General features: G+C 49.5%; 14 protein-coding genes. 9 read left to right on the top strand and 5 right to left on the bottom strand.

Annotated features, from left to right (window positions below; all coding sequences use genetic code 11):
* Positions 1-151: 151 nt before the first annotated feature.
* Genes DXA36_RS17390 through DXA36_RS17380 form a run of 3 tightly spaced genes read right to left on the bottom strand, consistent with a single transcriptional unit; the run spans position 152 to position 1,936 of the window.
* A complete protein-coding gene (locus tag DXA36_RS17390) occupies positions 152-1,048 on the bottom strand; it encodes a zinc ribbon domain-containing protein (RefSeq protein ID WP_118680756.1) in 897 nt (298 codons plus the stop codon).
* A complete protein-coding gene (locus DXA36_RS17385) occupies positions 1,045-1,422 on the bottom strand; it encodes a hypothetical protein (RefSeq protein ID WP_118680755.1) in 378 nt (125 codons plus the stop codon). Before DXA36_RS17385 ends, DXA36_RS17390 begins: the two co-directional genes overlap by 4 nt.
* Complete coding sequence (locus DXA36_RS17380; RefSeq protein ID WP_118680754.1) at positions 1,403-1,936, bottom strand: RNA polymerase sigma factor; 534 nt, start codon at positions 1,934-1,936, stop codon at positions 1,403-1,405. Before DXA36_RS17380 ends, DXA36_RS17385 begins: the two co-directional genes overlap by 20 nt.
* Before the next feature lie 260 nt (positions 1,937-2,196).
* On the opposite strand from DXA36_RS17380, the gene DXA36_RS17375 reads away from it, so the two are divergent.
* Positions 2,197-2,877 carry a YjjG family noncanonical pyrimidine nucleotidase gene (locus DXA36_RS17375; protein WP_118680753.1) on the top strand — a complete coding sequence of 227 codons (681 nt, stop codon included), beginning with the start codon at positions 2,197-2,199 and terminating at the stop codon, positions 2,875-2,877.
* Here the strand turns inward: DXA36_RS17375 and DXA36_RS17370 are convergent.
* Complete coding sequence (locus DXA36_RS17370) at positions 2,860-3,756, bottom strand: LysR family transcriptional regulator (protein ID WP_118680752.1); 897 nt, start codon at positions 3,754-3,756, stop codon at positions 2,860-2,862. The genes DXA36_RS17375 and DXA36_RS17370 overlap by 18 nt on opposite strands.
* Positions 3,757-4,000: 244 nt before the next feature.
* On the opposite strand from DXA36_RS17370, the gene DXA36_RS17365 reads away from it, so the two are divergent.
* The 3 genes from DXA36_RS17365 to DXA36_RS17355 are packed head-to-tail and all read left to right on the top strand — an operon-like array spanning position 4,001 to position 8,374.
* Entirely contained in the window at positions 4,001-5,779 is a 1,779-nt protein-coding gene (locus DXA36_RS17365; RefSeq protein ID WP_118680751.1) for an ABC transporter ATP-binding protein, read from the top strand.
* Between the two features lie 2 nt (positions 5,780-5,781).
* Complete coding sequence (locus DXA36_RS17360) at positions 5,782-7,551, top strand: ABC transporter ATP-binding protein (RefSeq protein ID WP_118680750.1); 1,770 nt, start codon at positions 5,782-5,784, stop codon at positions 7,549-7,551.
* Positions 7,552-7,603: 52 nt separating this feature from the next.
* The gene (locus tag DXA36_RS17355; protein WP_118680749.1) at positions 7,604-8,374 is read left to right on the top strand and encodes an HD domain-containing protein; all 771 of its coding nucleotides are present in this window, start codon (positions 7,604-7,606) and stop codon (positions 8,372-8,374) included.
* A 169-nt stretch (positions 8,375-8,543) separates the two neighbouring features.
* Here DXA36_RS17355 and DXA36_RS17350 read toward each other — a convergent pair whose 3' ends face one another.
* Positions 8,544-9,050, bottom strand: coding sequence for a GNAT family N-acetyltransferase (locus DXA36_RS17350; RefSeq protein ID WP_118680748.1), 507 nt, complete (start codon positions 9,048-9,050; stop codon positions 8,544-8,546).
* A gap of 583 nt (positions 9,051-9,633) precedes the next feature.
* Here DXA36_RS17350 and DXA36_RS17345 point away from each other — a divergent pair.
* From DXA36_RS17345 to DXA36_RS17325, 5 genes are all read left to right on the top strand, one after another.
* The gene (locus DXA36_RS17345) at positions 9,634-10,053 is read left to right on the top strand and encodes an Hsp20/alpha crystallin family protein (RefSeq protein WP_118680852.1); all 420 of its coding nucleotides are present in this window, start codon (positions 9,634-9,636) and stop codon (positions 10,051-10,053) included.
* A 52-nt stretch (positions 10,054-10,105) separates the two neighbouring features.
* On the top strand, positions 10,106-10,597 hold the full coding sequence (locus DXA36_RS17340; RefSeq protein ID WP_118680747.1) for an Hsp20/alpha crystallin family protein: 492 nt from the start codon (positions 10,106-10,108) through the stop codon (positions 10,595-10,597).
* 358 nt (positions 10,598-10,955) lie between these two features.
* Positions 10,956-11,621 (top strand): pentapeptide repeat-containing protein, encoded by a 666-nt coding sequence (locus tag DXA36_RS17335; RefSeq protein WP_118680746.1) that lies wholly within the window; start codon positions 10,956-10,958, stop codon positions 11,619-11,621.
* A 29-nt stretch (positions 11,622-11,650) separates the two neighbouring features.
* Positions 11,651-12,142 (top strand): YbaK/EbsC family protein, encoded by a 492-nt coding sequence (locus DXA36_RS17330; protein WP_118680745.1) that lies wholly within the window; start codon positions 11,651-11,653, stop codon positions 12,140-12,142.
* A gap of 315 nt (positions 12,143-12,457) precedes the next feature.
* Positions 12,458-13,878 (top strand): RecQ family ATP-dependent DNA helicase (locus DXA36_RS17325; RefSeq protein ID WP_118680744.1); only part of this gene is annotated, 1,421 nt, incomplete at its 3' end.

Below are 13,878 nucleotides of genomic sequence, written 5' to 3'. Positions count from 1 at the left end.
ATTCCTGCGTCTATAGATTGCGGAAAGAAATGCGCAAAGCCGCACGGACATAGTATCCATGCGGCTCTTAGTGTTTTGTGAAGCAAGATCCCTCGTTGGGACTGACCGGTTATCCTTCTGTTTTCCGTAAGCCGATCAGTTCCCTGTAGTACTAGTGGATATCGATTACAGAGACAGTATCCCCGACGCCCTCAATCAGCAGCCTTACATAAAGCTTCCCGTATTCAAAGTCTGCCAGGGGATAGCTGAGCGGTTCGGAAAGGTTTGTTACATCGAAGGTCTTAACCCTATCCCCCTGTACCAGATACAAAGTAAGGCTTGCATCTTCAGGGATAGTACCGCAGGATATATCTGCATACAGGCAGTCGCTTCCGGCATTCTGGATGGTCATTTTTTCCTCTGCCACGAAGCCGTCACTGGCGCTCTTGAAATCCAGTTTCCATACGCCGTTTACATAACTCTCATAATTCATGCGGATACTGCCCATATTCCATACCTTTTCATTGGAAGCAGCATCGGAATTGATACCGCTGCCCGCCGCCGCTTTCACGATGAATCCCGTAAGGCAGGTGATCATAAGCACCATGCAGACAGCGCCGGTAATAATAAAACGGATGTGGTGTGTACGTTGTATATTCATATTTGTAAAATCCTCCTTGTTTTCAATTTTCGATCCGCATTCTTCACAATAGTTAGCTTTTAAGGAAACAGGGTGCCCGCAGGCGGTGCAGACCCTTTTTACCTCGGAACGCCGTAAAAAATAAACGAGCAGCCCGATAAACGGCGTTGTAATAAATACGATAATGGCCCAAAGGATGCCGTCATCCTTCCGTTTTTTACAGTCCTGGTAAACCCAAGCGGCGAAGAAGCCGGACATCAGCAAAGCAGACAACAATGTACCTATAATAAGTACGGGAAACATAATGGATATCCCGCTGAACCCGTCACTTTTGAAGTAGTACAGGACGACCCGCAGGATTACGGCGGCCAGTACGACGGGAATGCCAATATAAGCAAGCCGTTTTCCCCAATTCTTATTTTCATTCATGCGAAGATACCTCTTTTCTGAACATGAATGGTTATCGCTTCTTTCATGTTCGTTCTCTTTACACCGACCGCCGTGATGAGGATACCGGCAATGCCGAGATAGACACAGATTCCGGCAGCCAGTTTAGCCAGATAAGGGTTGGCGATCACCAATAAGGCAAGGATTGCCAACAGGGAAAAGGTTACAAGGTTCAGAAGCATCGGAACAAACCAAAGCGGGATGGAACGGATTGCCGCAGTTTTCTCCCGTGCTGCTTCCCGCTGGTAAAGGCTGGCTTTCAGACGCTTATTTAATTCCGGGGACGGAGTGTCCTCCAGTTCCATAGAGGTACGGATCAGTTCATTTAATTTACTGTCATAATTCTTGTTTTCCATAGCCTGATTCCTCCAATCTTTTTTTTATGAGGCTTCTGCCTTTGAATAAGCGGCTTTTTATGGTGCCCGGCGGCTTTTTGACCGTTTGGGCTATCTGCTCCACCGGCAGTTCAAACAGATAGTAGAGTATCAGCGGTATCCGGAATTTTTCGGGCATTCCCTCAATGATTTCATTCGTCTGCCTGATGAGTTCCTGCCGGAATACTTGTTCTTCCACATTTATATCCGAATACAATTCCTTCCCGCTTTCCTCATCCAGATGATTACAGGGGGCAATTGCGGCACGCCGGGCATTTTTCCGCTGGTCGCTTTTCCACAGATTGTGTGCGACGGAGAAGAATAACGCTTTCGGATTCTGTGCCCAGTCGAGCTTTATATCGCTCTCTAATGCTTTCAGAAAGGTCTGCTGATATAAATCCTCCGCGTTTGCCTTATCCATACATAGCTTAATGCAGAATCGATAGATTTCCGTGCCAAACTCGTCAATACACTTTTCTAATTCTTTTGCTTCCAAATCCTCACCTCCCGTACCCTCTTACTCTATATTCGTCATGACTTTCATCCGGGTTCATTTTGGGGGAACAAAATTTTTATCATGCGGTTACTGCTGCAGGTTATACGGAATCCATCGCTTTCTGTTTGCGGGCCGGAGGGCAGTCCCGGCTTTTACGTATCGTTTCGCTGCGTATCGTTTTAGGGAGAGCCATGTGTTTGCGTTGCGTAATTGCAGGGAATAAGATAGAATAAAAGTATAATACCCATGAGGAGAAATATATGGAATATACAACATTACTATTGGATATGGACGGAACCTTTCTGGATTTCGGGGCGGCGGAAAAGTCCGCTTTTTACCGCGCTATGGAAAAGAACGGCTATGAAGCCGGGGAAGATACCTATCAGCTGTATTCCCGGATAAACCATGGCCTGTGGGAGGCCTTTGAACGGGGGGAAATTGATAAGCAGACCCTGCTTTTTACCCGGTTTTCCAGGCTGTTTGCGCATTTGGGAATTGAAGGGGACGGCGTTTCCTTTGAAAAGGAATACCAGCTTCTTCTGGGGGAAGGGCATGAGCTGATGGAAAATGCCCGGGAGGTTCTGGAATACCTTTATTCCAAATATGACCTTTATGTGGTGACCAACGGGGTGGAGGCCACCCAGCGCAGCCGGTTAAGGCTTTCCGGTATCGAGCGCTATATGAAGGATATTTTTGTGTCCGAGGCGGTTGGTTTTCAGAAACCGCAGATGGAATTTTTCGAGTATTGCTTTGCCCATATTGACGGATTTGAGAAAGACAGGGCAATGATAATCGGCGACTCCCTTACCTCCGATATCCAGGGGGGCAACAATGCGGGGATCGCATGCTGCTGGTTTAACCCGGCAGGGAAGGAACGGCCCCTGGGGCTGCGGATTGACAAAGAAATAGAACGTCTTGCACAGTTAACACAATTCCTGTAAACAGGTGACAAATCTTCTGGCGATAGCGGACAAATATGCATTTTTGTTATGAACGACGGAAATGCTGGTAAAAAGCCCGCTGTCGCTTATTTCATATACTTTTGTCCGCGGATTGCGCAGGAGGGGACGGGAAGACGCGGGGACGATTCCCACGCCCAGGCCGGCGTCCGCCCAGTTGACGGAGGTTCTTGCGTCATCGTTTATGCAGAAGCAGGAGAGGGAAAGCCCTTCCCTGGCAAAGGCCTCCCGGAGAGGGGCTTCCCATCGGCGGTAGATAATCAGCGGAAGACGGCTCACGGCTTCCAGGGAAATGGTGCCATCGGGAGAGGAAGGGTCTTTGCCGGAAAGAATATCCGAAAAGTACATTCCGCTTCCCACGGCAAGCATAGGTTCCTCACAGAGCGTGGTGCAGGAAAAGCCCTCCCCGTGAAAGGGCGTGCGGATGATGGCAAGTTCGATCAGATTGGAACGCAGCTGCTCCAGAAGCTGGTAGGTATTTGCTTCGAACAGCTCAAAACGGATGGCCGGGAAATCTTTATGGAAGGCGGCAACCCATTCGGGCAGCAGGCTGCAGCCAACCGAGGATACCACACCCAGCCGCAGCGCGCCGGTCAGTCCGTTGCGGTAATCCAGCAGTTCTTTCCGGGTCACCTCAGACAGCTCCAGCATGGTGACAGCCCTTTCATAGAGAAGCTGCCCGGCTTCCGTAAGCTGGATTTTCCGTGAGCCACGCTGAAACAGTACACAGCCGAATTCTTCTTCCAGAAGCTTCATCTGGGTACTGAGCGGAGGCTGGGACAGGTTCAGTTTTCTTGCGGCGCCGGAGATGGTGCCTTCTTTTACAACGGTAGTAAAGTAGGAGAGTTGTTTTAAATCCATATGTTCCTTTCTGAGGGGGAGGCCGGCACGGACTCACGAAGCTGGGGGTATGCGGGGCAGGAGCGGAGTTACAAGTTATAGAGAAATTAGGTATATGAAAAAAGTATGGATTGTATATAAATATAATAATTTTCATATATTTATTTTTATGATACGATATACGGAGTAATTTGGCAATGGAATAATACCGGATTGTGTGAGAGACTGCAGAGGAGCATGCTGCGGGAGATGAAGGAGTGAGGGTTTGAAAAAGTTACTGGTTTATTTGAAGGATTATAAGAAAGAGACGGTCCTGGCGCCGCTTTTTAAGCTGTTGGAGGCGTCTTTTGAGCTGTTGGTGCCGTTGGTTATGGCGGCTATTATTGATACCGGTATCGGTAATGGGGACAGGGGCTATATCGGGAAGATGTGTTTTGTGATGATTATGCTGGGAGTTATCGGGCTGGTGTGTTCGATAACGGCTCAGTTTTTTGCTGCGAAAGCGGCGGTGGGATTTGCAGCCAAAATGAAGCATGCGTTGTTTGCGCATATCCAGAGCTTCTCTTTTTCGGAAATGGATACGATCGGTACGTCCACATTGATTACACGGATGACCAGCGATTCGAACCAGGTGCAGAACGGGGTGAATATGGTGCTGCGTCTGTTCCTTCGTTCGCCTTTTATTGTGTTCGGGGCGATGGTTATGGCTTTTACAATAGATGTTAAGGCGGCCCTTATTTTTGTGGTAACGATACCGGCGCTTTCTGTGGTGGTTTTCGGGATTATGATGCTGACCATGCCTCTTTACAAAAAGGTGCAGGGAGGGCTGGATAAGGTTCTGGGGATCACGCGGGAAAACCTGACCGGTGTGCGTGTGCTGAGGGCATTTAATAAGGAAGAGAGCGAAATCAGCCGGTTTGAAGAGTGCAATGACGCGCTGACCGGGATGCAGAAGCATGTGGGAAAAATTTCGGCACTGATGAATCCGATTACGTATATTATTATTAACGGGGCGATTATCGCTTTGATCTGGACCGGGGCATGGCGTGTGGAAGGGGGCGCGATCACGCAGGGGGCGGTGGTGGCCCTGGTAAATTATATGTCTCAGATACTGGTAGAGCTTATTAAGCTGGCGAATCTGATTATTACCATTACCAAAGCGATTGCCTGCGGAAACCGGATCCAGAGTATTTTTGAGATACAGTCCAGTATGCCGGATCCGGGGCAGGCAGCGGGAGCGGTACGGAAAGAAAAAGGGGATTCCAGAGGAAACGGAAAGAAAACAGTGGGATCCGGGAGAGAAGAGATACCGGTGGTTGTATTTGATAAGGTAGGGCTTACTTATAAAAATGCAGGTGCGGAATCCCTGACGGATATTGATTTCAGGGTATATAAGGGACAGACCATCGGCGTTATCGGGGGTACGGGATCCGGAAAGTCCTCCCTGGTGAACCTGATTCCCCGTTTTTATGATGCGACCAGAGGACGGGTTCTGGTGTGCGGGAAAAACGTGAAGGATTATCCGCTGGAGGAGCTGCGGCGTAAAGTGGGAGTTGTCCTGCAGAAGGCAGTATTATTTAAAGGGACAATCCGGGAAAACCTGCTTTGGGGAAAAGAGGATGCGACGGATGAGGAGATTTACCGTGCGCTGGATATTTCCCAGGCGAGGGAATTCGTGGATACCAAAGAAGGCGGTCTTGATGCACCGGTGTCCCAGGGAGGGAAAAACCTTTCCGGCGGACAGAAGCAGCGCCTGACCATTGCCAGGGCATTGGTCAGAATGCCGGAAATCCTGATTCTGGATGACAGTGCATCCGCGCTGGACTTTGCCACGGATGCCAGACTGCGCAAGGCAATTAAGGAGATGAAGGACGGGCCTACGGTGTTTCTTGTTTCCCAAAGGGCATCCTCCATCCGTTATGCGGATCAGATTATCGTTATGGACGACGGGGAAATGGCCGGTATCGGCACACATGAGGAGCTTCTTGCGGACTGTCCGGCTTATCAGGAAATCTATTATTCCCAGTTTGAAAAGGAGGCGTAAGAATGGCAAAGGGAAAAGAAAAAATATCCTCGCAGAAGGAAACGTTCGTCAAAGTTCTGCGGTATCTGAAGCCTTACTGGTTTTATCTGGGAGTATCCCTGGTGCTGGCCGCAGTGAGTGTGGCTCTGACCCTGTATGTGCCCAAGCTTACGGGCCGGGCCATTGATCATATCATCGCACAGGGCCGGGTGGATTTTCCTGCGATAGCTGCTGTTTTAAAGCAGATTGCCATAGCGATAGCCTTTACCGGCCTGGCGCAGTGGATCATGAATATCTGCAACAATAAAATGACCTATCATATTGTGAGGGATATCCGGAACGAGGCTTTCCGGAAAATAGAAATCCTTCCTTTAAAGTATATTGACAGCCATTCCTATGGCGAAATCGTAAGCCGCGTAATTGCGGATGTGGATCAGTTTGCAGATGGTCTGCTCATGGGCTTTACCCAGCTTTTTACCGGAGTTATGACCATCGTGGGAACGATTCTTTTTATGCTGGCTACCAATGTGGGAATCACGTTTGTGGTGGTGCTGATTACGCCCCTGTCCCTTTTTGTGGCGGCCTTTATAGCCAAACGGACCTTTACCATGTTCCGGCTGCAGTCGGAAACCAGAGGGGAACAGACGGCGCTGATTGATGAAATGATCGGAAACCAGAGCACTGTGCAGGCGTTCAGCCATGAAGAGAAAGCGATGGAGCAGTTTGACGAAATCAATAGCCGGCTGGAAACGTGCTCCCTGAAAGCTATTTTTTATTCCTCTATCACCAATCCGGCCACCCGTTTCGTGAACAATGTGGTGTATACGGGAGTGGGCCTGACAGGCGCCCTGCTTGCGGTGGGGGGACGGCTCAGCGTCGGGGATTTATCCTGTCTGTTAAGCTACGCGAACCAGTACACCAAGCCTTTTAATGAAATATCCGGTGTGGTGACCGAACTGCAGAACGCCCTGGCCTGTGCCGGACGGATTTTTGATTTGATCGAAGAGCAGCCGCAGGTACCGGAAAAGGCGGATGCGGCAGTTCTTCAGGGAAGCAATGCCTTCCGGGGGGATGTGGATATCTCCCATGTGTATTTTTCTTATACGCCGCAGCAGAAGCTGATTGAGGATTTTAATTTGACGGTGAAGCCGGGCCAGAGGGTGGCAATCGTAGGTCCCACCGGCTGCGGAAAAACGACCATGATCAATCTGCTGATGCGTTTTTATGATGTGGACAGCGGCGCCATACGGATCGACGGCACCGATATCCGGGATATGACAAGAAGCAGCCTTCGCACCGGCTTCGGCATGGTGCTTCAGGATACCTGGCTAAAGGCAGGGACCATCCGGGATAATATTACCATGGGAAAACCGGATGCCACGGAGGAGGAAATCGTGGCGGCTGCAAAAGCTTCCCACGCCCACAGCTTTATCAAGCGTCTTTCGGAAGGATATGATACGGTGATTTCCGAGGATGGGGGAAGCCTCTCCCAGGGACAGAAGCAGCTGCTGTGTATTACACGGGTTATGCTTTGCCTGCCGCCTATGCTGATCCTGGATGAAGCAACCTCTTCCATCGATACGAGGACGGAAATGAAAATCCAGGAAGCCTTTGCCCGTCTGATGGAAGGAAGGACCAGCTTTATTGTGGCCCACCGGCTTTCCACAATCCGGGAGGCGGATGTGATTCTGGTGATGAAGGAAGGGAAAGTGATCGAACAGGGACGGCATGAAGAGCTGCTGAGGGCCGAAGGATTTTATGCACAGCTTTATAACAGCCAGTTTGCGGTGTAAACACTGGGTATTGTTGCGCAAAACGTAAGCAGTGCTGATAAAGGGAAAAAGGATGAAAATAGACAGAAGGAAAGCGGAGGCCGTTTTCCGTGAATATGTGAGCCATTATAATGCCGGGGAAGAAAAGGTGCGTCTGAAAATAGAGCATACCTTCCGGGTTGCCGGACTTTGCCGGCAGATAGCCGAATCCCTCGGGATGGAAGAGGAAGAACAGGATCTGGCCTGGTTTACCGGGCTGCTGCACGATGTGGGCCGCTTTGAACAGCTGAAAAATTATGGGACTTTTATCGATGCCGATTCCATTGATCATGCCGAATATGGGGCACAGATTCTTTTTGAACAGGGAAAAATCAGGGAGTATACCGGGGAGGAGTCGGAGGATACACTGCTTTGGAATGCGGTCCGCTATCACAGCGCCTACCGGATCCCTGCCATGCCGGAGGAACGGACGGAGCGCTTCTGCCATATCCTGCGGGATGCGGATAAGATTGATATTCTGAAAGTGAATGTGGATTTCCCGCCGGAAGAGATTTATAATGTATCTTCCCGGGAGCTCAGAAGCTGTACGGTATCGGAAGCGGTGATGGCGGCCTTTTATGAAGAGCATGCCATACTGCGCAGTCTGAAAAAAACGGCGGTGGATCATCTGGTGGGCCACATTTCCCTTGTATATGAGCTGCAATTCCCGGAAAGCCGGCGTATCGTAAACCGGCAGGGATACCTTCCCAGACTGATGGCTTTCGAGTCACAAAATCCGGTGACGAAAGATCAGTTCAGGAAGATACGGGAATATATGGAGAACTACCTGGAACGGAAAGGATAGTATCGCCCGGTTCCCCAACCTTTATATGCCATATCCGTAACGGTTCAGTCCCTACCCGGCTTCTGCCAAAATCCATCCGAAACCGCCTTCGGCTATGGCTTTTGGCACTCCTGAATCACTTCCTTACGGCCTCGGTCTGCGCAGTGAAGGCGCAGACCTGACTGCATTGTTACCGAAATTCTTCTGCATAAGACACGGCCCCGCTGATCGGCCCGGCCTGTTCCTGAAGAGGGATTGCCATGAAGTTGGCCTCGGGCATTCCGTCAGGAATTTGGATCCCGAATTGTGCGGCAGGAAGGTAGCCTGAACGGGGATAATAGGTTTCGCTTCCCAGAACAAGGGAATACCGGTAGCCCATTTCCCGGGCGATCCGGTGCCCTTCCCGAATCAGGGCGGTTCCGACTCCCTGTCTCTGGAATTTCGGGGATACGGATAAAGGGGCAAGCACCAATACGATATCCTGGCCCACCTTTGCTTCCGTGAAAAGGATATGGCCGGCAAGCCTGCCGCCGGACTCCGCAACAAGGGAAAGCTCCGGCACAAAAGCGGCGCTTTTACGCAGGGCCGCAACCAGATCCTGCTCCGTGCCGTCACGGTGTTCTGCGGCGGCAAATGCTGATTTTATAAGCTGATATACCTCGTCATAGTCTTTTGGGGTTTCCTGTCTGATATTCATTTCTGTCTCCTGTTTGAGTGGTTTTGCTGTGGTTATGGCACAAAAAGGTGCCGGAACGGTACATCGCATATAACAGTATCATATAATTTTCTGAAGGGAATATCCATATTTATTTTATCATAGATACAAAGAACCGTATCCGGCCGCCTGCGCGGTGATTTGATTGGCCGGATGCAGTGGTTCTGACAAGTCTGAACCGCTGCAAAGAAACAATACGGACATGGGAGCGGCCTGTTTTTTTATGGGATTGCATCCCTTTCTTTTTGTTTCACACTTTTTTTATAATTTGTTTAGCACTCGGCTCTTGACTCTGCTGATAATGCGTGTTATATTACATATAGAACAAAGGGAAAGGCATAGAACCAAAGATACAAAAAGCAGGATGCATCGAAAGATGACAATCCCTTTTTATACCGAAGCAGAGTCAGTACCCGCGTTCCGAACTTGTAAACGAAACCATATTATTTCCGCGGGCAGCGAGCCAGGCAGCCATGCTTTCATGGATATTTGGCGACTGCCGCGAGAACCGGATACCCAGCAGCCTGCTGCGGGATATTCGACTTACGAAAAGGAGCGATTGATTATGTTGATGCCTAGTATTTTTGGAGAAAATTTATTGGATGACTGGATGAGATTCCCGTTTGGAGGCTACAGTGAAAACAGCCTGATGAAAACCGATATCAGAGAAAGCGACGGAAGCTATGAAATGGATATCGATATGCCCGGCTTTCAAAAAGAAGATATCAAAGCGGAGCTGAAGGAGGGGTACCTTACCATCAGCGCATCTACGAAGAAAAATAACGATGAGAAGGATGAAAACGGAAAATATATCAGGAGAGAGCGTTACATGGGCTCCTGCAGCAGAAGCTTTTACGTGGGCAGTGATGTAAAACAGGAGGATATTAAAGCAAAATTTGAAAATGGTATCCTGAAGCTGACCGTACCCAGGCAAGAAGCGCTGCCGAAGACGGAAGAAAATAAATGCATTGCCATTGAGGGATAATATCTGGTAACGGCGGACGAATTGCATATGGAAAAGAATGGAGGAATGACATATGTTGATGCCCAGCATATTTGGTGAAAACTTATTTGATGATTTTATGGATTTCCCGTTCGATGATAAATGGGAAAAAAAGAGGAACAAGGAGTTCTTCGGCAGGAAAAACCCGCTTTATGGCAAAAATGCGTCCCGCCTTATGAAAACGGATGTCCGTGAAACGGACACAACCTATGAGCTGGTGGTGGATCTGCCCGGTTTTAAGAAAGAGGAAATCCGGGTGGAACTGGAGGAAGGTTATCAGGGCTGTCCCGGCTGCCTTACCATCCATGCGGAAAAGACCCTGGACAAGGACGAAGGAAAGACCGGAAAATATATCCGCAAAGAACGTTATGAAGGATCCTGCAGCCGTACCTTCTATGTAGGGGAAAACGTGGAACGCGGACAGATTAAAGCAAGCTTCAGGCATGGTATCCTGAAGCTTACGATACCCAAAGCAGAAGAAAAGAAGACGGTGGAAGAGCACAATTATATCGCCATTGACGGCTGACGGAAAAAGGCGGCCGGTAAGAGGAGCGGCTGCTTTTCCTGGTACAGACATAGTCCTCCGATATAGGGCGTCCCGGCAAAGCGGCAGCTTTGGACGGGACGCCTTTTGGGTGCAGATAAAAAAGTTTGGCGTCACCCGCCCCAGTTTCCCTGTGCGGGTGACGCCAAACTTTTTTATCTGCACCCTTATTCTATTTGCGTACTTCCACTTTCCCCCATACTGTGATAGACTTAACAGTTAGAGAAATCAGAGACCCCGCCGCAGGCAGCGGGGCCTTGTACTTGACACGCTGGGAACACAGCAGAGCAAGTTCGCGGGAAGGTGCCTGTACACAAGAAAACAGGAACGGGGAATCGGTATGGAAGCAAAACGGATAAAAACAGCACCGCCGGTGCTTTCCGCCTCGCTGCGGGATGTGGAGGAAGGCCTGGCCTGTCTGCAGGAAGCGCGCCGGGAGGATATGCTGGTGGAACAATGCCGCATAAAAGGTCTGATGGCGGAAGAAGAAGATTTTTATAAAATCAATCTGGAGGGTGTGGTGCTTGAAAACTGTACTTTTCTCCACTGCAACTTTGAAAAAGCAAGTTTTATTGATGTGCAGTTTAAAAACTGCGATTTCTCCAACAGTATTCTGGATGACTGCTATTTTAACCGATGTGAATTCCTCTGTGTGAAGGGCGTGGGCACCGATTTCCATGAAAGTCTTTTTAAGGAGACAAGATGGGAGGAATGCGGCCTGTCCTTTGCCAATTTCAGCGGGACAAGATGGGAAGCCGCAAGCCTGTCAGCATGCGATATGCAGGAAAGCTATCTGGCGGACTGCCGCTTTAAAAAGGTGGACTGGCAGGCAATGAACCTGAAGCGGGCCAGTTTTTTCCACACATCCCTGAAGGGAATGGATCTGCGGGGAAATGAGGTGGAAGGCATTATCGTATCGGAAGAAAAAAAGGAACTTATCGGGGCCGTCATAGATATTTACCAGGCTGCAGAGCTTGCAAAGCTGATGGGCCTTGTTATAAAATAGATACCGAAAGGCAGAAAGGAAGACATATTATGGCAATTGAAAAAGTGAAAGAATATTTGAAACAATGGAACGCGGACGGCAGAATCAAAGAATTCCAGGTGTCCAGCGCGACGGTGGAACTGGCCGCCCAGGCACTTAACTGCGAAGGACGCAGGATCGCCAAAACATTGTCCTTTGATACAGGAGATGCCTGTATCCTTATCGTAACGGCCGGTGATGCCAAAATAGATAATGCAAAATATAAGGCCCGCTTCGGATTAAAGGCTAAAATGCTTCCCGCAGCAGAGGTGGAAGAAAAAATCGGACATGCGGTTGGCGGCGTCTGTCCGTTTGCCGTAAAAGAAGGGGTTAAAATTTACCTTGACGAGTCCCTCAAACGCTTTCAAACCGTATTTCCCGCCTGCGGCAGCAGCAACAGCGCTATCGAAGTAACGATGGAGGAGTTGGAACAATACTCCGGTTCCGGGGAATGGGTGGATGTTTGTAAAGGCTGGGACATGGCGGCGGCGCAGGCTTGTTGAATATGCTGGCGGGGGTTTGAAAAGAAGGGATGCGGTAACAGTCCGGATGTATCCGGGCTGTTACGGAAAACCGTGTATTCTCATTTTGGGGACGCGGTTTTCCTTTTTTTAATCAACTTCTTGTTGCGGAAAGCGGAAGATATGTGGTAGGATATTTTTATCGGTAAATTCGTTTGAAGCTTTCAATGCTTCGTTCTTTTCATGAGTTCAAAATGGAAAATCTCCATAGAATCCCTGAGAGATTTGTGTGGAAAAAAAGAATAGTACACAGGATGGAATGCGGCCGGAAGGGCAGCTTTAAGGTGGAGGAATACAATGGATAAATTTCAGGTGCTGAAACAATATTTTGGATACGATAATTTCCGCGACGGGCAGGAACTGCTGATTGACAGCATACTGCGGGGACAGGATGTACTGGGAATTATGCCCACAGGTGCGGGAAAATCCATTTGTTACCAGGTACCGGCCCTGATGTTAAGAGGCATCACACTGGTTATCTCCCCTCTGATTTCCTTAATGAAGGATCAGGTGGGAGCGCTGAACAATATGGGCGTTCATGCCGCTTATCTCAACAGTTCCCTTACACCGGGACAGTACAGGAAAGCGCTGGAATACGCCAAAGCCGGCCGCTATCCCATTATATACGTGGCTCCGGAACGGCTGGTTACCGAGGAATTCCTGGATTTTGCCCAGGATGCCGATATATCCCTGGTTGCCGTGGATGAGGCCCATTGTGTATCCCAATGGGGACAGGATTTTCGGCCCAGTTATCTGAAAATAATGGATTTTATTAACCGGCTTCCCAAAAGGCCTGTGGTGGGAGCTTTTACAGCCACGGCTACCAAAGAAGTAAGGGATGATATAATCGACATTCTGATGCTGCAGTCCCCGGAAGTGCTGACCACCGGCTTCGACAGGCCGAATCTGTATTTCGGGGTACAGACTCCCAGGGATAAATATGCCACCATGAAGAACTATCTGGATTTGCACAGGGAGGAAAGCGGGATCATTTACTGCCTGACCAGGAAAGTCGTGGAGGAGGTCTGCGACCGGCTGCACGGCGATGGATTTCCGGTTACCCGGTACCATGCCGGGTTAAGTGACAGCGAGAGGAGACAGAATCAGGACGATTTTATTTATGACAGGTATCCCGTTATGGTGGCTACCAATGCCTTTGGAATGGGAATTGATAAATCCAATGTCAGGTACGTCATTCATTATAATATGCCTAAAAATATGGAAAGCTACTATCAGGAAGCCGGCAGGGCCGGAAGAGACGGGGAACCGTCGGAGTGTATTCTGCTGTACGGCGGGCAGGACGTGGTGACGAACCAGTTCTTTATCGACCATAACCAGGACAACCAGGAGATGGATGCGCTCACCAGGGATTTGGTGACGGAGAGGGACCGGGACCGGCTGCGTAAGATGACCTTCTACTGCTTTACGAATGAATGCCTGCGGGATTATATTCTCCGGTATTTTGGGGAGTACGGATCGAATTACTGCGGGAATTGTGCGAACTGCCTGAGCCAGTTTGAGGAAGTGGATGTGACGGAGATCGCACAGGCGTTGATTGGCTGTGTGTTGGCGTGCAGGCAGAGGTATGGAACGAATGTGATCATCGATACGGTGCACGGGGCGAATACGGCGAAAATCAGGCAGTACCGGATGGATGAGAATCCTCATTACGGAGAACTGTCCGGGGCGCCGGTTTATAAGCTGCGGCAGGTGATGAA

The organism is Eisenbergiella sp. OF01-20 (assembly GCF_003478085.1).
Lineage (GTDB): Bacteria > Bacillota > Clostridia > Lachnospirales > Lachnospiraceae > Eisenbergiella.
This window is presented reverse-complemented; position numbering and strand designations above follow the sequence as displayed.